The sequence below is a fragment of the Halopiger xanaduensis SH-6 genome (genome assembly GCF_000217715.1).
GTDB classification, from domain to species: domain Archaea; phylum Halobacteriota; class Halobacteria; order Halobacteriales; family Natrialbaceae; genus Halopiger; species Halopiger xanaduensis.
In genome coordinates this window covers 3,279,499-3,297,938 of record NC_015666.1, presented here as the reverse complement: position 1 = coordinate 3,297,938, position 18,440 = coordinate 3,279,499, and the positions used below count along the sequence as shown (strand labels likewise).

20 protein-coding genes and 1 tRNA gene are annotated in these 18,440 nt (G+C 64.7%); 17 read left to right on the top strand and 4 right to left on the bottom strand.

Annotated features, from left to right (window positions below; translation table 11 throughout):
* Positions 1 to 37: 37 nt before the first annotated feature.
* Positions 38 to 1,276 (bottom strand): M48 family metalloprotease, encoded by a 1,239-nt coding sequence (locus tag HALXA_RS16020; RefSeq protein WP_013881438.1) that lies wholly within the window; start codon positions 1,274 to 1,276, stop codon positions 38 to 40.
* A gap of 234 nt (positions 1,277 to 1,510) precedes the next feature.
* On the opposite strand from HALXA_RS16020, the gene HALXA_RS16015 reads away from it, so the two are divergent.
* The 13 genes from HALXA_RS16015 (at position 1,511) to HALXA_RS15955 (ending at position 15,357) form a co-directional block, all read left to right on the top strand.
* Positions 1,511 to 2,248 carry an NAD(P)/FAD-dependent oxidoreductase gene (locus HALXA_RS16015; RefSeq protein ID WP_013881437.1) on the top strand — a complete coding sequence of 246 codons (738 nt, stop codon included), beginning with the start codon at positions 1,511 to 1,513 and terminating at the stop codon, positions 2,246 to 2,248.
* Between the two features lie 77 nt (positions 2,249 to 2,325).
* On the top strand, positions 2,326 to 2,997 hold the full coding sequence (locus HALXA_RS16010) for a DNA methyltransferase (protein ID WP_013881436.1): 672 nt from the start codon (positions 2,326 to 2,328) through the stop codon (positions 2,995 to 2,997).
* Positions 2,998 to 3,076: 79 nt separating this feature from the next.
* A complete protein-coding gene (locus tag HALXA_RS16005; protein WP_013881435.1) occupies positions 3,077 to 3,613 on the top strand; it encodes a GNAT family N-acetyltransferase in 537 nt (178 codons plus the stop codon).
* 71 nt (positions 3,614 to 3,684) lie between these two features.
* Positions 3,685 to 4,860 carry a bifunctional phosphopantothenoylcysteine decarboxylase/phosphopantothenate--cysteine ligase CoaBC gene (coaBC, locus tag HALXA_RS16000; protein WP_013881434.1) on the top strand — a complete coding sequence of 392 codons (1,176 nt, stop codon included), beginning with the start codon at positions 3,685 to 3,687 and terminating at the stop codon, positions 4,858 to 4,860.
* A 168-nt stretch (positions 4,861 to 5,028) separates the two neighbouring features.
* Complete coding sequence (locus HALXA_RS15995; protein ID WP_049895490.1) at positions 5,029 to 5,628, top strand: DUF7344 domain-containing protein; 600 nt, start codon at positions 5,029 to 5,031, stop codon at positions 5,626 to 5,628.
* A gap of 159 nt (positions 5,629 to 5,787) precedes the next feature.
* On the top strand, positions 5,788 to 6,357 hold the full coding sequence (gene hpt, locus HALXA_RS15990; protein WP_013881432.1) for a hypoxanthine/guanine phosphoribosyltransferase: 570 nt from the start codon (positions 5,788 to 5,790) through the stop codon (positions 6,355 to 6,357).
* A gap of 352 nt (positions 6,358 to 6,709) precedes the next feature.
* Positions 6,710 to 8,539: an ABC transporter substrate-binding protein gene (locus tag HALXA_RS15985; RefSeq protein ID WP_013881431.1), complete on the top strand. Its 1,830-nt coding sequence runs from the start codon at positions 6,710 to 6,712 to the stop codon at positions 8,537 to 8,539.
* 147 nt (positions 8,540 to 8,686) lie between these two features.
* Positions 8,687 to 9,754, top strand: coding sequence for an ABC transporter permease (locus HALXA_RS15980; RefSeq protein ID WP_013881430.1), 1,068 nt, complete (start codon positions 8,687 to 8,689; stop codon positions 9,752 to 9,754).
* Entirely contained in the window at positions 9,751 to 11,490 is a 1,740-nt protein-coding gene (locus HALXA_RS15975; RefSeq protein ID WP_013881429.1) for an ABC transporter permease, read from the top strand. Before HALXA_RS15980 ends, HALXA_RS15975 begins: the two co-directional genes overlap by 4 nt.
* Complete coding sequence (locus tag HALXA_RS15970) at positions 11,490 to 12,863, top strand: ABC transporter ATP-binding protein (protein WP_013881428.1); 1,374 nt, start codon at positions 11,490 to 11,492, stop codon at positions 12,861 to 12,863. The genes HALXA_RS15975 and HALXA_RS15970 overlap by 1 nt, the downstream gene beginning before the upstream one ends.
* The gene (locus HALXA_RS15965; protein ID WP_013881427.1) at positions 12,860 to 14,206 is read left to right on the top strand and encodes an ABC transporter ATP-binding protein; all 1,347 of its coding nucleotides are present in this window, start codon (positions 12,860 to 12,862) and stop codon (positions 14,204 to 14,206) included. Before HALXA_RS15970 ends, HALXA_RS15965 begins: the two co-directional genes overlap by 4 nt.
* A 2-nt stretch (positions 14,207 to 14,208) precedes the next feature.
* Positions 14,209 to 14,739: a DUF7555 family protein gene (locus tag HALXA_RS15960; RefSeq protein WP_013881426.1), complete on the top strand. Its 531-nt coding sequence runs from the start codon at positions 14,209 to 14,211 to the stop codon at positions 14,737 to 14,739.
* A gap of 99 nt (positions 14,740 to 14,838) precedes the next feature.
* Positions 14,839 to 15,357, top strand: coding sequence for a DUF7529 family protein (locus tag HALXA_RS15955; RefSeq protein ID WP_013881425.1), 519 nt, complete (start codon positions 14,839 to 14,841; stop codon positions 15,355 to 15,357).
* Between the two features lie 320 nt (positions 15,358 to 15,677).
* Here HALXA_RS15955 and HALXA_RS15950 read toward each other — a convergent pair.
* From HALXA_RS15950 to HALXA_RS15940, 3 genes are all read right to left on the bottom strand, one after another.
* Positions 15,678 to 15,752: transfer RNA gene (locus HALXA_RS15950), tRNA-Met, on the bottom strand.
* A 66-nt stretch (positions 15,753 to 15,818) separates the two neighbouring features.
* A complete protein-coding gene (locus tag HALXA_RS15945; RefSeq protein ID WP_049895341.1) occupies positions 15,819 to 16,265 on the bottom strand; it encodes a GtrA family protein in 447 nt (148 codons plus the stop codon).
* A gap of 303 nt (positions 16,266 to 16,568) precedes the next feature.
* Positions 16,569 to 16,835 carry an HAH_0734 family protein gene (locus tag HALXA_RS15940; protein ID WP_013881423.1) on the bottom strand — a complete coding sequence of 89 codons (267 nt, stop codon included), beginning with the start codon at positions 16,833 to 16,835 and terminating at the stop codon, positions 16,569 to 16,571.
* 161 nt (positions 16,836 to 16,996) lie between these two features.
* On the opposite strand from HALXA_RS15940, the gene HALXA_RS15935 reads away from it, so the two are divergent.
* From HALXA_RS15935 to HALXA_RS15920, 4 genes are read left to right on the top strand one after another with little or no spacing between them, the layout of a single operon-like run.
* Positions 16,997 to 17,278, top strand: coding sequence for a 50S ribosomal protein L44e (locus HALXA_RS15935; protein WP_013881422.1), 282 nt, complete (start codon positions 16,997 to 16,999; stop codon positions 17,276 to 17,278).
* A 5-nt stretch (positions 17,279 to 17,283) separates the two neighbouring features.
* Positions 17,284 to 17,457: a 30S ribosomal protein S27e gene (locus HALXA_RS15930; RefSeq protein WP_013881421.1), complete on the top strand. Its 174-nt coding sequence runs from the start codon at positions 17,284 to 17,286 to the stop codon at positions 17,455 to 17,457.
* Positions 17,454 to 18,254 carry a translation initiation factor IF-2 subunit alpha gene (locus tag HALXA_RS15925; RefSeq protein WP_013881420.1) on the top strand — a complete coding sequence of 267 codons (801 nt, stop codon included), beginning with the start codon at positions 17,454 to 17,456 and terminating at the stop codon, positions 18,252 to 18,254. The genes HALXA_RS15930 and HALXA_RS15925 overlap by 4 nt, the downstream gene beginning before the upstream one ends.
* The gene (locus HALXA_RS15920; RefSeq protein WP_013881419.1) at positions 18,255 to 18,434 is read left to right on the top strand and encodes an RNA-protein complex protein Nop10; all 180 of its coding nucleotides are present in this window, start codon (positions 18,255 to 18,257) and stop codon (positions 18,432 to 18,434) included.
* Positions 18,435 to 18,440 lie beyond the last annotated feature (6 nt).

The following is an 18,440-nucleotide window of genomic DNA, read 5'->3' as shown; positions in this document are numbered from 1 at the left end:
TGCCCGTCACCCGTCACCGGTCGCCGAACTGACCGGCTCAGTCGCCGGCCGTCGAACGAGAGTCCGGGTCCGAGTCCGAGTCGAGTTCGCCGTCGGCGTCGAGATCGGAATCCGTGCGAACCTCGTCGTCGACGTCCCGAACGGAGTCGATTCGATCCGCGATCGGCGGGTGATGGGTCGCGAGCGCGTAGAGCAACCCGGACTCCCGCGTCATGTCGTTGGCTGACGCGAGCACCTCGAGGGCGTCGACGGCGGCCTCGACGCCGACTCGGCGAGCCGCGTAGGCGTCGGCGCGGAACTCCTGCCGGTACGCGAGGCCGCCGAGCAGCCCGACGTGGTACAGCGCGTACAGGCCCATAAACGGCAGGAAAAAGCCGAGGAAGCCGAACCGGTCCTTGAGCGCGCCGACGCCGATCGCGTCGGCGCCGGCGATCCAGGCGCCGAAGACGGCTACCGTCAGGAGGCCGCGCTGCCAGAGGTGCCGGCCGGCAATATGGCCGAACTCGTGGGCGAGGATCGCTTGCAGTTCGTCGTCGTCGCACTCCGAGAGGAGGTAGTCGGTGAGGAAGACGTACCGGAAACCGGGGATCGTCCCGGCCACGAGGGCGTTGGCGGTTTTGGTCGACTCGCCCTCGAGCAAATACAGTCCGCGAGGGCGGTACTCCAGTTCCGCACAGAGCCGTTCGACGCGCTCGCGGTCCGCCCCCTCGAGCGGAACCCGGTCCTGAAAGAGCGCGATCAGATAGGGAGAGAGCCCGTAGCTGGCAGCGACGATCGTGCCGAACGCGGCCAGGAGAACGGGGAGCGACGATCCAACGGTCGAGATGACCGCGAGGAGGCCGCCGATCGAGATCGCGACCGTCACGCTGACGATCGCCAGCACCGCGAGAACGCCCTTCACGACCTTCCACGACGAGGCCTCGGTATCGCGCAGCGAGCGGATCGTGGGGTAGGTACCCAGCGCCATCGAGACGAGGGGGACGGCGACGAGTCCGAACGAAACGAACATGATCGCCGCGAACTCGAGGACGCCGATTCCGAACAGTCGCGGGCCAGACGGGAGGACGGCGGTCGTTCGGTCGACCAGTTCGAGCAGGTGGAGACCGACCACGGCGACGATCGGGAGGACGAACCCGGCGACCTGCTGGACCCGCTGGAGCCGGTGGAGGCGGTCTTCGACCGGAGCGTCTGTCGTCGCGACTCGACGAGCGTACGCGCGGAAGGCGGCGAACGGACCGACGGCGAGCGCGAGAACGAACGCGACGATCGCGAACATCGGTCGAACTATCACCGTTACGCCTCAAATTCCTGTCGTTACACTCATAGGATTGAACACGAATGGCTGCGGATGGCTGTAAACAGCCGCGATCGGAACCGGCTGTAGCGCCGGATCGAGGGAGTGATTCGCGGATATCGATGCCGAGACGGTGTGATCGCGCTACACCGGCACGAACGGCAAATACCGGCTCAGACGGCAACCTTCTATAGCCGCGGACGGCAACGACGCCCCATGCGAGACGTCTGTATCGTCGGCGGCGGCGTCGCCGGCACGGCCGCATCGATCTTCACCGCCCGCGCGGGCCTGGACACCCTCGTCGTCGACGGCGGGGAATCGATCCTCGCGCGCAACGCCAGCCTCGAGAACTACCCCGGCTTCCCCGACGGCGTCGACGCCCGGCGGTACCTCGAGTTGGTCCGCGAGCAGGCGCGCAACGCGGGCGCCGAGTTCGAACTCGGACGCGTCACGCGAGCCGAACCGGTCGACGAGGGGGACCTCGATCGGGGGTTCGTCCTCGAAACCGAAGGCGACGAACCGCTCGAGACCCGGCGCGTGATCGCGGCCTCGTGGTCCGACAGCGAGTACCTCGTGCCCCTCGACGTCGGACGAACGCAACGCGGGAGCAAGCACTTCGTCTCGGTCGACGAGGGCGGCCGGACGGCCGTCGACGGCGTCTACGCGGCGGGACGGCTCGCCAACGAGCCCCACCAAGCGATCGTCGCGGCCGGCCACGGGGCGAAGGTCGGACTGGCCGTAATCCACGATTCGGACGCCAACTTCTACCACGACTGGGTCGCGCCGGAGGGCTACTTCACCGGCCGCGGTCGGGACGTGCCGCCGGGCTGCGAGGAAATCGACGACGAGGAACGCCGCGAGCGCGACGAGCGGGCGCGAGAGCGTATGCTCGGGGCGTTCGAGGAACCGCTCGACGACGAGCCGACGATGCACCCGAGCGTCGCCGAAGACTGATACGTCCGCTAGTCTGAGACGCCCGGCGGGGTCGTCGAACCGGAACGACGATTGTGTCGGCGAACGGAACGGTTCCCATGACTACGTACCGCTGCTTCGAGTACGAACACGACGACGATCTTCCGTCGGAGTACGACGAAGTGCGGACGCCGGACGCGCTCGTCGAGCACTTCCTGCAAGAGCACACCGAACCGGGCGATAGAGTGATCGACGTCTTTGCGGGGTTCGGAACGACGCTTACGGTCGCCGAGCGACTCGAGCGGATCCCCTTCGGCCTCGAGTACGAGCCAGACCGCGTCGCGTACATTCGCGACCGAATCGAGACGCCGGACCACGTTCGGCAGGGCTCCGTCCTCGAGCTCGAGCCGTCGTGGTTCCCGGCTTGTGACTGCTGTTTCACGTCGCCGCCGTTCATGGAGTGGACGGACGACCGAAACCCGTTTCGGAACTATGCGGGTGAGAGTACCTACGCGGACTACCTCGACGACATCGAAACGACCTTCGCCCGCCTCGAGTCGGTGATCGCGCCCGGCGGAACGGTCGTCGTCGATATCGCGAACATGAAACACGAGGGGCGGGTCACGCCGCTGGCGTGGGACGTCGCGGACCGCGTCGCGAACGTCTTCTACTTCGACGGCGAGGTCGTCATCCCGTGGACGGGCGACGGAAGTCCCGACGATCGAGCGGGAACGTTCGGCTACGGATACGATCACTCCTACTGTCTCGTTTTCACGAAGCCCGACGAGTGAGTGGCCACTGCCCTATCTCGGCGCAGCGTTCGATTCAGGGGCAGAATTGTTATGTCCGACAGGCAACCAATAGAGAACCATGGAAATCCGCCCGCTTCCGGCCGACGAGGCCGCCGTCCGCCGGTACGTCGAGGAGTTGTGGCTGCCGTACCACCGCGAACTCGAGGCGACCGTCGAAACCCACGACCTCGCCGAGGACGTCGACCTCGTCGCCGAGGAGGTTTCGTTCCGGCGCGAGCGTCTCGAAGACGAGGACTATCGGCTGTGGGTTGCCGTCGACGAGATTGATCGCGATGCGGCCGCAAGTGACGACGTCGGCCTCGCCCGCGACGGCACCCTCGCCGGCTTCGTCGGCACCGAGATCGACGCGGCGCCGAGCGTCTTCGACCGGCCGGATCGGCTGGTCATCGGCGATATCTTCGTCCGCGAGCCCTACCGCGGGACCGGTCTCGCCCGCGACCTGATCGACCGCGCCGCGGCCCGCGCACGGGACGGAGGCTGCGCGGAACTCGCGCTCGAGGTCGGCGCGGACAACGAGCGCGCGCTCGCTTTCTACGAGAAAGTCGGGTTCGAGCCGTTCCGCCACCGGATGCGGATCGATCTGGGCGACCTGTAGCGGGGGTTCGGACCGCGGTCCCCGCTCATCGCTCGCTATCCTTAACACGACCCCGCGAGAACACTGGACAAATGCTCGAGGGAGTCAACGTCGCGCTCGGGGTGACGGGGTCGATCGCGGCCGTCAAGACGGTCGAACTGGCCCACGAGCTGCGACGGCGGGGCGCCGACGTGCGGGGCGTGATGACCGACAGCGCGCGGGGGATCGTCCACCCCTGGGCCGTCGAGTTCGCCACGGACAACGAGGTCGTCACCGAGATCACGGGTAGCGTCGAGCACGTCGAACTCTGCGGCTCGGACGGCTGGGCCGACGTATTCCTCATCGCGCCCGCGACCGCGAACACGGTCGGCAAGATCGCCGGCGCCGTCGACGACACGCCGGTCACGACCTGCGCCACGACTGCGCTCGGCGCGGGGACGCCGGTCGTCATCGCGCCAGCGATGCACGAACCGATGTACGACCACCCAGGCGTGCTCGAGGCCATCGACACCGTCGCCGAGTGGGGCGTCGACTTCGTGGACCCGCGCGTCGAGGAGGGGAAAGCCAAGATCGCCACCGAGGAGGCGATCGTCTGCGACGTGGCGCGGGCGGCCGGGAACCGCTCGCTCGAGGGAGAGCACGTCGTCGTCACCGCGGGCGCGACCAGCGAGTCGATCGATCCCGTCCGCGTGATCACGAACCGCTCGTCGGGGAAGATGGGCCGAGCCGTCGCGAAGGCCTGCTACGTCCGCGGCGCCGACGTGACGCTCGTCCAGAACGGCGAGGACGTTCCCTACGCCGACGTACGGGAGGTTGAGAGTGCCGCCGAGATGCTCGCGGCGACCCGCGAGGCCTGCGAAGACGCCGACGCGCTGGTTTCGGCGGCCGCGATCGGCGACTACACCGTCCAGACGAGCGGCGAGAAGATCCGCTCCGGACAGGACGACCTGACGCTCGAACTCGAGCCGACGCCGAAGCTCATCGACGAGATCCGCGCGGCCCGTCCCGACCTGCCGATCGTCGGCTTCAAGACCGAAACGTCGGGCGGCGAGGCGGCGATGGTCGGGCGGGCGCGCGAAACCTTGGAGCGGGCGGGGCTCGCGTTCGTCGTCGCCAACGACGCAAGCGTCATGGGTTCGGACCGGACGCGGGCGCTGCTGGTTCACGAGGGCGACGTCGCCCGCTACGAGGGGACGAAAACCGGGCTCGGCGGCGAGATCGCCGCTTCGATTGCGGCAGTACTGGGACGCGATCCGGACGGCGAGTGAACCGGCGCCGACGCGCCGACGCGAGTACCGAACGACCCGGGGCAGGAGAATTATATAGGTGGCGTTCCACCTGCGAATTAATGGGGTGGAGGACGGTGCAGTGGGGTTGGGAACCATCGGTAGAGGTGATTTGTGGTGGGACAGAACCAACGGACCGACGCACTCGAGATCGAGACCGAAGCCGAGACGGAGCCGGAAACTGAGACCGACACTAGCTCCCCGACGCTCTCGAAGGGCGAAATCTTCGAACTCCTCCGGAACCAGCGGCGGCGCTACGTCGTCCACTTCCTGAAACAGGACGGGCGCCCCGTCGAGCTCGGCGACCTCGCCCAGCAGGTCGCCGCCTGGGAGTACGACACGACCCCCGACCGAGTCACTCCCGAGCAACGAAAGCGCGTCTACACGACGCTCCAGCAGACCCATCTCCCGAAGATGGACAAGGCCGAGATCCTCGCGTTCGATTCGGATCGGGGCGTCATCGAATCGACCGAGCGGACCCGGGACATCAGCGTCTACCTCGAGATCGTACCCGGCCACGAGTTCGCGTGGCGGGAGCTGTACCTCTCGCTGGGGGCGGTCAGTTGCGCGCTGGTCGCCGCGCTCTGGCTCGAGATCTATCCGCTGACGCTGCTGTCGGAACTGACGTGGGCCGGCGTGATCGCCGTGACGGTGACGGTGACCGCGATCGTCCAAATCTATCACGAACGGAACATGCGGCTCGGCGCGAGCGAGCAGCCGCCGGAACTCAGTTACCGATCGGACGACTGACCGCGGTGTCGGGTCGGAGCGGCCGTACTCGATGTCGGCGGTCCAGACGCGAACCGAAACGGCGACGGAGCGCCGTCCCCGCGTCGCGTGTCGAGCGTTCGCATCCGACGCGTTCGGACGGATCGTCAACTTTTACTCCGCTACCGCCCGACCGACGACATGGATCAACTCAAGCAGTCGCTCCTCGAGGCGCCGATCATCGAGAAGAACGGCTATCACTACTTCGTCCACCCGATCAGCGACGGCGTCCCGAAGCTCGATCCGACGCTCCTGCGGGAGATCGTCATCCGAATCATCCGGAAGGCCGAACTCGAGAACGTCGACCGGATCGTCACGCCCGCGGCGATGGGCATTCACATCTCGACGGCCGTCTCCCTGATGACCGACATCCCGCTGACCGTGATCCGGAAGCGCCAGTACGGCCTCGCGGACGAGGTCGCGATCTCCCAGCAGACCGGCTACTCGGAGAACGAGATGTACATCAACGACGTGCGCGAGGGCGAGCGCGTGCTCGTCCTCGACGACGTGCTCTCGACCGGCGGCACGCTTGCGGCGGTCCTCGACGCGCTCGACGAGATCGGCGCCGAGGTCATCGACACGGTCGCGGTCATCAAGAAGGTCGGCGGCGAGAACAAGGTCGACGACGCCGGCTACGACGTGAAGACGCTGATCAACGTCGACGTCGTCGACGGCGAGGTCGTCATCGTCGACGAATCGGGCGACGACTGATCGGCGCCGATCGATTCGATACGGCGAGCCGCCGCATCGGACCGGCAACGGTGTCGGCTCCCGACGACGGAACGCGGCCGGAGTGTAAGCGATACGTACCGGGATAGCCGGCCCGTCGTATGCGGGGAGCAGGACCAGCCACGCTGGAAAGACGGCGTTCGGAACAACCGGAATAAATAGCCCACTTATACTCCTATACCAGAATAAACTATTTGTTCGTTTTCCTAAATTGTGGTGGAATCAACGGTCGTGATCTTACCGGCTGACGTTAAGTTTATATCGTAGGTTTGACTAAGGCACTGCTATGTCCGATAGTTCGAATCGGAAGGGTGCTGGAAAATCGCGACGTCAAATGCTCGCTCTCTTGGGTGGGAGCGCAACGGCCGGGCTCGCCGGCTGTTCGGCCCTCCTCGAAGGCGACGGGAACGGCGACGGAAACGGGAACGGTAACTCCAGCGGCAACGGGAACGGTAACGGCGACGACAACGACTACGAAGTCAGCGAACACGCCGACAAGGCTCAGGCCGCCTGGGAGACCGTCCAGGAGAACGCCGGCCCCGACGGCGAGGAAGCTCGCACGCAGGCCTACGTCGAGATCGAAGAGGCCGTGCGGGACGACATGGTCATGCTCCCGCTGTATCACAGCAAGGGCGAACACTTCTGGTACGACCGCGTCGACGTCCCGAAAGTGGGAGCGCTGGGTCCCCACCAGCAGACGCACAACGAGACGCAGATCGAAGGCGACACGGAACTGAATCTGGTCACCTCTTCCTTCGACGAGCTGGACCCGATCATGTCGACCGACACGGCGTCCAGCGAGGTCATCAACCAGATGTACGAGACCCTCACGCACTATCCGAACGGGGTCAACGAGATCGAAAACAAGCTCGTCGAGTCGTTCGAGACCTCCGAGGACGGCCTCACCTGGACGTTCACACTCAAGGAGGGCGTCACGTTCCACGGCGGCGAGGAACTGACGGCTGACGACGTCGTCTACTCGTTCCGCCGCCTCGCGGAATCCGAGTACAGCGAACGCGCGAACTTCCTCGTGGACACGCCGCTCGGTCTCGGCCTCGAGCACGAGGAAACCGAGGACGGCGGCATCGCTCCCGAGTCCATCGGCATCGAAGCGGTCGACGACCGAACGGTCGAACTGACCCTTACCACGCCGCAGCCGGCGGCGCTGGACATTCTCACTTACACCGCGTTCGCGGTCGTCCCCGAAGGAATCGTCGGCGACATCGAAGGTTACGACGGCGAGGTCGACCACAACGAGTTCGCGACCGGGATGGCCAACGGGACCGGTCCCTTCCAGTTCGACGAGTTCAGCCCCGGCGAGGAGGTGCGCGTCGTCCGCTTCGACGACTACCACGGCAGCACCGCGAACCTCGAGTCGATCCACTGGGAGATCAACGAGGACTCCGAATCGATCTTCACCTACGTCATGGAGGGGAACGCGGACATCTTCCGCGACAGCCAGGTTCCGACCCCGCAGTACGACCCGAGCCTGATCGACGCCGAGGAAGACGACATGGGCCGGGAGGTCGGCACGTACGGTCCACTCGAGAACGACGAAACCGTCAACTACCTCGGGGTTCCCGAACTCGGCACGTACTACTTCGCCTTTAACGTCAGCAACGTTCCGCGCCCCGTTCGACAGGCTATCGCGTACGTAACGGATCACCAGGAGTTCCTCGAGGACGTCCTCAAGCAACGCGGGTTCGAAGCGTTCAGCTTCACGCCGCCGCGCATGTGGCCGACCGGTGACGACGGCTACGATCAGTGGGTCGACGAGTGGCAGTACGGCGTCAACGAGACTGACATCGAGAGCGCCCAACAGGTCCTCGAGGAGGCCGGCTTCACCGCGGACGATCCGTTCGAGCTGACGGCCTCGACCTACGAATCCGGACCCGAGTACGCCGAGATGGCCGAGATCATCCGCCAGAAGCTCGCCGACCTCGGCGTCGACATCCAGAACCAGTCGACGCAGTTCTCGACGCTGCAGGACCGCGGCGAAGACGGCGACCTCGAGATGTACTCGCTGGGATGGATCTGGAGCTGGCCGGACCCGGCGTACGGTCACTTCGGCTTCGAGCCGAAGAACACCGACACGTCCCGCATGCCGAACGAGGCGACCGGCTACTACCTCGACTGGCAGGTCAACCTGGACGAAGAGGAGTAACGGGCGCAACAGGCGCGTAGCCGGTCGATTCTATTCCATTTCTTAGTGCGGGAAAACGCAATATTTACGTACGCCTAGTAAAGTCAACCATTGTGTACGTATGCAAGTTAGCTCGCAGAATGCCCACCGAATTATAGGCTCTCAGCCATGAGTAGGTGGCGATACTTCATCAAGCGGCTCCTGTTATCGATCCCGGTCCTCTTTTTAGTGCTCACGTTCGTCTTCGCACTGCTCCGGATGGGACCGGTCGACCCCGTCGCCGCGCGACTCGGCCCGGAAGCGTCCGGCGCCGAGGCCCAACGGATGCGCGAGCGGCTCGGGTTGAACGATCCCCTCTGGGAACAGTACCTCGACTTCGTCACGGACTTCCTGACGCTCGATCTGGGACAGTCCTGGGTCATTTACGGGGACTGGGAAGTAGTATCCATTCTCAAATTCGCAGCCCCGCCGACTCTCTGGCTCGGCTTTTGGGCGATCCTCCTCCCGCTGTTCATCGGCATCCCGCTCGGCTTCTACGCCGGGCTGAATCCGAACAGCCGGAGCGATTATCTGGCCTCCGTCGGCGGGATCCTCTGGCAGGCGATGCCGAACTTCTGGCTGAGCATCATCCTGCTGGCGATTCTGCGACAGACGAAAGGCGGCGGCTGGCTCGACTTCGACTGGTACACGTTCGGGCCGGAGCTCGGTAGCATCACCGGAACGCCCGACCTGGCGTTCTTCTCGGTGAACTGGATCGACCTCGGCGCGGCCGCCGTCCCGCTCGTGACCGGTATCGACTGGGGGGCGCTCGCGACCGACATCAAGTTCATCCTCCCGCCGGCCCTGGTCCTCGGCTCCGCCTCGATGGCGGCGGAGCTGCGAATCGGTCGCACGGCCGTCCTCGAGACGATCAACTCGAACTACGTCGAGACGGCCAAGGCGAAGGGGCTGACGAACCGCGTCGTCGTCTGGAAACACGTCTTCAGGAACGCGCTGATCCCGCTGGTGCCGGTCATCACTAACGAGGCGACGCTGTTGATCGGCGGTTCGGTTATCGTCGAATCGATCTTCAACATCAACGGCCTCGGCAGGATCTTCTTCCTCGCGTCGGTACAGGGAGACCTGCCGCTTGCGGGTGCGCTGTTGTTCATCTTCACGCTGATCATCATCTTCCTGAACGTCTTACAGGACTTCCTGTACACGATCATCGATCCACGAGTGGGGTACGAACGATGAGTACACTGGATTCAGCTACCACGACCGAACCGGAGCCCGACGACACCGTGCTCCGCGAACGCATCGACGCGAACCCGCGGCCGGCGCTGCTCTGGCTGGCCGGGTTCGCCGTATTGATCGCCCTCGAGTTCGGCCGCTATATGAGCTGGACCCACGGGCTGATCGACGCGATCATGTACGTCGTCGATATGATCCGGCTGCTCCCGGACTGGATCGGCGACTCCGTCGGCGCGGCGACGACGCCGATCGTCGGCTACTTCGTCTCCGACGGCGTCTCGCTGCTCATCCTGTTCGGCGTCGCCGTGGTTCTCACGAACGTCCTTCCCTGGCAGGTGACCGGCCGATTCGGTCCCGACCTACCGGAGCGGACGCTGCGCTATCTCGAGCGTGTCCTCCTGACCGTCGTGCTCGCCGTCGTCGTCGTGCTGTTCGCGTTCACGCCGGTCGGCGGGATCGTCAACGGCGCGATCAACGGCGCGTTCGACGCGCTCTCCTCGATTCCGACGCTCACCAGCCGCGAGGTCATTCCGAACCAGGGCTATCGGACGCCCGGCGGCGGCTGGGAAGGGACGTTCCTCGGCCTCTCGCCGGCCGTCGCGTGGGGGATTCGCGTCCTCCTCGTCTACGGCTACGCGCTCGCCATGTTAGCCTGGCTCTGGAAGGGCTACAACGTCTTCCGCGACCACTACCGGCAGGCGGACTGGACGCCTCGAGACGACACGCTGAACCGGTTCAGCAACCACCTCTGGGGAATATTCGGCTTCGTCGTCGTGTTCCTGTTCATCGTGACGGCGCTGTGGGCGCCGGCCGTCAGTACGGTTACGGCGGAGCAGAACATCTACACGCCCTACGCGTACGAGATACAGTATCTCGACGACGGCGGCGACGTCAGTACGATCACGCCCGGACAGGCGAATCTCAACAGCGGCTCTGACGGGCAGAACAATATCGGGCTGCTGAGTTACGACGACTACGACCGCTGGGCGCCGCTCGGCACGACGCCGAGCGGACAGAACATGTTGACACACATCGCCTACGGCGCACAGACGTCGCTCGTAATCGGCTTACTCTCGATCGGTCTCGGCGGGATGATCGCCGTGGTCATGTCGCTGTTGACCGCCTACTACAAGGGACTCGTCGACGTCCTGACGGTGATCACCAGCGACACGATCATCTCGATTCCGGCGTTCCTGCTGGTCATGATGCTGTCCGTGATCTTCCAAGACGGGAACCACCCGATCGCGGAGCCGCTCGACGGCGGCATCCTCCTCGGCCTGATCTTCGCGTTCGCCTACTGGCCGGGGATGTGGCGGACGATCCGCGGCCCGTCGTTACAGGTCGTCGAAGAGGAGTGGGTCGACGCCGCGCGCAGTTACGGCCAGTCGCCGGCGAACACAATGCGTAAACACATGGCCCCGTATATTGCGGGCTATATCATGATCTACGGCTCTCTGCTGCTCGGCGGCATCATCATCTCTACGGCGGCGCTGTCGTTCCTCGGCCTGGGTATCCAGGCGCCGACGCCCGAGTGGGGACGCCTCATCAGCGACGGTCGCGCGTACCTCTCGACGACGTCGTGGCACGTCGCGACCATTCCCGGACTGATGATCGTCCTCGTCGTCACCGCGTTCAACGCGCTCGGCGACGGACTCCGCGACGCGATCGATCCCGAAGCCGACACCGGCGGTGACGGCGGCGACGATGCCGGTGCCGCGGCAGCCGGAGGTGGTGGGTGATGTCGCTGGAAACGTCGCCCGACGAGGCGGCCAGCGAGACGGAGCCGATCATCGAGGTCCGGAACCTCCAGACGGCTTTCTTCACCGACAAGGAGACTATCCGCGCCGTCGACGACGTCTCGTTCGACATCCGTCCCGGCGAAACGGTCGGTATCGTCGGCGAGAGCGGCTCGGGCAAGAGCGTTACCGCCCGATCGATCATGGGCCTCGTCGACTCGCCCGGCCGGATCCTCGAGGGCAGTAGCATCCGCTTCAGCCACCTCGAGACCGTCCGGGAGTACGCCGAGCGGTTCCCCGACCGAACGGTCGATCTCGAGTCGCTGGACGCCCAGTACGATCCCGTCGACCTGTTCGGTCGGCGCGGCGTCGACGTGACGCCGGCCGATCTCGGATACGAGAGGGCCGCCGACGTTCCGCTGGCGGATCTCGTCACCGCCGGCTACGGCGACGAGGTCGGTGTGGATCCGAACGCCTGCGTGTTCGTCACCGACGGATCGACCGACTCGCCGAGCGAGATCAGGGACGGGTTCGTCGAACTCACTCGCCTCAGCGGCGAGTCCCAGCGGCTCATGCGCGGCGGTCGGATCGCGATGGTGTTCCAGGATCCGCTGACGAGCCTCAACCCCGTCTACACGGTCGGGAACCAGATCAAGGAAGCACTGCGCTTGCACCAGGGACTGCGCGGCGAGGAAGCGACCCAGGAGGCGATTCAACTGCTCGAGGACGTCGGGATTCCCGACGCTCGGCGACGGGTCGACGAGTACCCCCACCAGTTCTCCGGCGGGATGCGCCAGCGGGCCGTCATCGCGATGGCGCTGGCCTGCGAGCCGGAGGTGCTGATCTGCGACGAGCCGACGACCGCGCTCGACGTGACGATTCAGGCGCAGATCCTCGACCTGCTCACGGAGATACAGGAAGAGCGCGACCTCGCGACGATGTTCATCACCCACGACATGGGCGTCATCGCGGAGATCAGCGATCGGGTCAACGTCATGTACGCCGGCGAAGTCGTCGAGCGAGCCGACGTCGAGGACCTGTTCGCGAACCCGAAACACCCCTACACGCAGGGGCTGTTGCAGTCGATTCCGGGACAGCAGGACGGCGATCGCCTCCAGACGATCGAAGGGAACGTCCCGACGCCGAACGAGCCTGCGACCTACTGTCGGTTCGCGCCGCGGTGTCCCAAGGCCTTCGGCGAGTGCGACGCGGTCCATCCCGAACACGTCCCGGTCGACGACGACGCACCGGACCACACCGCAGCCTGTCTGCTCTACCCCGAACAGCAATCGAAGACGGCAGCGGTCGCCGAACACCGACGGCGAAACGAGAACCAGACCCAGAGCCAGAACCGATCCGGAGGGAGCTCCGAATGAGTCAGCAAGCTATCCAATCAGACGCCGAGGTACCGTCGCGAAGCGACGACGCGATGATCGAGGTCCGGGACCTGAAAACGTACTACGACAACGGCGGCCTCTTCGGCGGAACCCCGGTCAAGGCCGTCGACGGCGTCAGCTTCGATATCCGTCGCGGCGAGACGCTCGGCCTCGTCGGCGAATCCGGCTGCGGGAAGACGACGCTCGGTCGAACGCTCCTCCAGCTCGAGGAGGCGACCGACGGCACCGTCGCGTTCGACGGCGTCGATATTACGGAACTCGACGGCGACGAGCTTCACGAGTGGCGTCGCAACGCACAGATGGTGTTCCAGGATCCCCAATCGAGTCTCAACGACCGCATGACGGTCGGCGAGATCGTCCGCGAACCGCTGGACGTCCACGACTGGGAGACGCCGCGCGAACGACGCCAGCGGGTCAAGGAACTGCTCGCGACGGTCGGCCTCCAACGCGAGCACTACTACCGGTACCCACACCAGTTCTCCGGCGGGCAGCGCCAGCGGATCAGCATCGCCCGTACGCTGGCCCTCGAGCCGGACTTCGTCGTCCTCGACGAGCCCGTCTCGGCGCTGGACGTCTCGGTGCAGGCCGAGATCATCAACCTGCTCGAGGACCTCCAGGAGGAGTTCGGCCTGACGTACCTGTTCATCGCCCACGACCTCTCCGTCGTCCGGCACATCTGCGACCGGGTCGCGGTGATGTACCTCGGGAACATCATGGAGATCGGGCCGACGGAGGAACTGTTCGCGAACCCGTCGAACCCGTACACCCACTCGCTGCTGTCGGCGATTCCCGAACCCGATCCGACGAGCACTCGAGAGCGGATCACCCTCCACGGGACGCCGCCGAACCCCCGCTATCCGCCGTCGGGCTGTCCGTTCAGCACGCGCTGTCCGGCCCGTATCCGGCCCGAGGAGTACCGCGATCTCGACGACGAACTGTGGACGCGGCTGAACACGCTCCGGAGCACGCTCCACGAGCGCCAGCGCGCGGATCTCTCGGTCCGCGAGCGCCTCCGCGCCGCGATGGGACGGAGCACCCGATTCGGGACCGTCGAGGAGATCTACGACGAACTGTTCGGCGATCTCGAGGTTCCCTCGACGGTCCAGTCCGTCTTAGACGAGATCGCAACCCACATGCGTAACTACGACGAGGGCGAAGCGATCGCCGTGTTCCACGAGGAGTTCGGCAGCGTCTGTGAGGCGAAGGCTCCGTCGTACCATCGGACGTCCGGTGACAGCGAGCGCAAGAGCCTCTGTCACCGCCACGCCGACGACGAGGACTTCCGATCGCCCGACGACGTCCTCGATCGACGCCACCGGTGACGATGCCGGCACTCGAGCGCGTGCAGTTCCGACGCCGACTCCGCGTCTGGGCGGACGCACTTACGTACGCGCTCGCCCTGACGACGATCGTCGGCGTCGGCTGTTTCGCCCTCGGATTCGTGACCGGCGGCGGGGCCGTCCGTGCCAAAGAGTTGCTCTTCGTCGCCGGCTGGCTCCTCCTCGCGTACGCGACGGTGCGACTGTGGCCGTCCTCACCTGCGGAAGTCGGCTCGAGTTCCGGATCCGGGTCCGGTCTCCGGTCCAGATCGCGGTCCGAATCCGAATCTAGAGCCGGATCCGACTCGAGTCCCGAATCCGGAGCCGCGACCGCACCCCGTCCACGCGGCAGCGCAGTCGGCGAACGGATGCCATCGACGCGATTTCAGTCGTTCGTACAGTCGCTACCACCCGTCCGCTGGGTGCAGCCGCCGGCGCCCGAGCACCGACTGACGCCGCCGGGCAAGGTCCTCGTCAGTAGCCTCCTGATTTTGCTGTTGTCGTTCCTGCTCGAGACCGTCTTCGGTGTCGTCTGATCCGGGCGACGGCCCGGATGACGGTTTCACCGTCTATCGCGCGGTCGAAGTCGGGGTGCTCCGAAAATTGTTAACCGCTCCCCTTCCAGACGGTAGACTATGGTCCACGACAGCCCCGCCGATCCGCGAGACCGACGACAGTACGATCCGGAGGGCGTACAGAGCGAAGCCTGGAAGCAAACCCTCGAGGACATGGAAGCGATCGCCGAAGAACGCCGGGACGACGGCTGGGATGTCGTCACCATCATGGCCGCCCACACCGACACCGTGAGCCGCGACATGGGCGAAGAGGATACGTTCGGCCTCTTCCACGTCGTCCCCAACAACTACGCGGATAAGTTCACCGACGCATACGACAGCGACGAGTACACCGAGTATCTGGCGTACGGCACCATGATCGACGGCTTCATGTTCGTCGTGACGGAGCTCATCGATCCGGACGGCGACCGCTCGATCCTGATCGCCAGCCGGTACGACATGACCTTCGCCGACGGCATGGTCACGTCTGCGGAGGACGAGGGCGTCCTCTACACCCACGTTAGAACGATCGACGGGACGATCCTCGGCACGTTCGAACACGAAGAGTACGAGCCGCTGATCTCGCCGCCGCACGCGTAGTCGTACGCGCACGCGTTTGGTTTACACTCCTGCCGACTACGTTCTCCGAATGCTCGAGCATCACTGCATTCGGGTGATGCTCTCCGGTCTACGAGACAGTACTTATTTCTCGAGGTAACTCCCTTCCGTGGAGCCACACGACGCGGATTTCAGAATCGGTTCACACCGATACTATCCAAGGTTTTTCGGTGAGTTCGTAAACGTAGGAAACGTAGCGAGAGGGAGATCTGAACAACCAGAAGCGCTCCGCTCACGCTCTTCTCTCCTTCAAACACCCCTATACGATAATCGCCGCTCGCGAATTTGCTCGCGACAAAACATAGCGGGAGGTAGATTTGAACTACCGATCTGCGGGTTATGAGCCCGCCGGAATCTCCTGGCTATCCCATCCCGCTACTTCCTCGTAACCGGGTGAATTAGTTAAGGGTTGTGATTCGGGTGCCGTATGGGGATTTCTACCGTTAGTCCCGGTGCACGCGCCACGTGTAGAGACTCTCACAGGTGTAGTTGACGAAGAAGCCGACGGCGAGTCCGATCGCGTTCGCCGCGAGATACCAGACGCCGAACCAGCGAACCAGCCCCACGAGCACGCCTAACGTCACGAGGAAGCCGGCGAACCGAACCGCGTTGGAGCGGAGAAATCGCTTTCCGATCGCTCGAGGCCCCATCCGGCCGTAGTTCGCGAAGGTCCACCACTCGTTGATGACGAAGATGACGACGATCGAGAGTTCCCACGAGACGACCTTCGCTGGCGTGGGACCGAACGGCGTCAGCTCGACGAGCAGAAAGAGCACGAGGAGATCGACGGTGGCGCCGACGAGGCCGACGCCTGCGAACAGGCTAAATCGGGCGGTCGAGAGCAACGCTCGGAGTCGCATCCGGCACGCCTCGAGTACCGAATCAAGCATCGTTTCGGACCTGCGAGAGTTGGAGTACCGTCGTCGACGATGGTGAATGTGGTGCCTGAAACTCGAGGATGAAAGCGCGGGGGAGAGACCAACGGGGAGAGAAATAGCGACGAGCCGATTCAACGCGGTGTAGCCGCGTCTCGAGGCCGCCTGCCGGGAACCCGAAACCCACTGAACGGCTCATTTGTGTCGCGTTTGCCCGAGCGTGGGTTGGTGCAGGGCAAAAGCGTACTGGAAGCGGAAGCCGGCGATGGATCGCGGAACGGACTACGGACTACGGACAACGGATAACGGACCGCGAGATTACAGCGCGAGGTCGCCCTTCGCGCGCACGACGTCGACGTCGTCGGCGTCGACGCGGTCGACGTCGAGGAAGTGGGGAACGAAGTTGCGCTTCTCGTAGTCCTCGTACTCGGACCGGTCGCCGACGGTACACCAGAGCTGCACCTCGTCGGGGCCGTGCCACTCGCCGTTGCGGTTGATGCCGAAACAGACCACTTCCTCGCCGTCGTACTCGACGATAGCCCCCTTTCGGATACCCGGGTCCCCGTGGATGATGAGCTGCTTCATACGGCAGCGTTCGCAGGAAAGACGATTAAACGCTTCGAACGCGTCTACCGACTGAGTTCGTCGCTCGACGACCGGGTCCGCGAACGGAGCCCCAACCCGCCGACGGCGAACCAAACGGGTTTTAAACAGCCGTGTCTTAGCCCACAGCAAGTGAGATAACCATGCAGATGCCACGCCGATTCAATACGTACTGCCCGCACTGTAACGAACACCACGAACACGAAGTCGAGAAGGCCCGCACCGGCCGTTCCAGCGGCATGAAGTGGGACGCTCGCCGAACCAAGCGCAACTCCTCGAGCATCGGTAACTCCGGTCGCTTCTCGAAGGTGCCCGCCGGCGAGAAGCCGACCAAGAAGACCGACCTCAAGTACCGCTGCAGCGAGTGTGGCAAGGCCCACCTCCGCGAAGGATGGCGCGCCGGCCGACTCGAGTTCCAGGAGTGATTAGTATGGCAGGAAGCTTCTACCAGGTTCGATGCAGTGACTGCGAGAACGAACAGACCGTCTTCGGCAAGGCCTCCACGGAGGTCGCCTGTGCAGTCTGTGGAACGACGCTGGCGCGACCGACCGGCGGCAAAGCCGAGATCGAACACGAGATCATCGAGACCGTCGAGTCACGATGAAGTTCAGCGGCTGGCCCGACACCGGCGAACTCGTCGTCGGGAAAATCGACGAGATCGAGGACTTCGGCGTCTTCGTCGATCTCGAGGAGTACGAGGACAAGCGCGGCCTGATCCACATCTCCGAAGTCGCCAGCGGGTGGATCAAGAACGTCCGCGACCACGTCCGAGAGGGCCAGATCGTCGTCTGTAAGGTCCTCGACATCGACGAGAGTTCGCAGCAGATCGACCTCTCGCTGAAAGATGTCAACGACCACCAGCGCTCCGACAAGATTCAGGAGTGGAAAAACGAGCAGAAGGCCGACAACTGGATGGATCTCGCGCTCGGTGAGGACACCGACGACGAGACCTACACCGCGATCGCGAACGAACTGATCGGGGCCCACGGCAGCCTCTACGACGGCTTCAAGCAGGCCGCGATCCACGGCGACGAGGCCCTCGAGGACACCGACCTCTCGGCCGACGAAGTCGATTCGATCGTCGAGACCGCCCGCGAAAACGTCTCGGTGCCGTACGTCAACGTCACCGGTTACGTCGACCTCGAGAACCCCTCGCCCAGCGGGGTCGACGGCATCCGCGAGGCGCTCGGAGCGGCCGAAGGCAACGGCGAGGTCCCCGACGAGGTCGACCTCGACGTGAGCTACGTCGGCGCACCCGAGTACCGGATCGAGGTGCAGGCGCCCAACTACAAGACCGCCGAATCCCAACTCGAGGAAAGCGCCGAACGCGCCATCGCCGCCATCGAGGACGAGGGCGGCTCCGGCGAGTACCACCGCGAGCGCCGCACCGACGACGAATAGATGAAATCCGACATCCGGGTGTGTTCGGCGTGGCGCGAGCGACACGACCGCCCGGTCTATACCCTTTCTACCGAGTGTCCCGAGTGCGGTGCCGACGCCGAAAACAGCGCGCCGGCGCCGTTCGATCCCGAAGACTCCTACGGCGAGTACCGACGGTCTCTTAAGCGTCGCAATCGCTGATTCGGG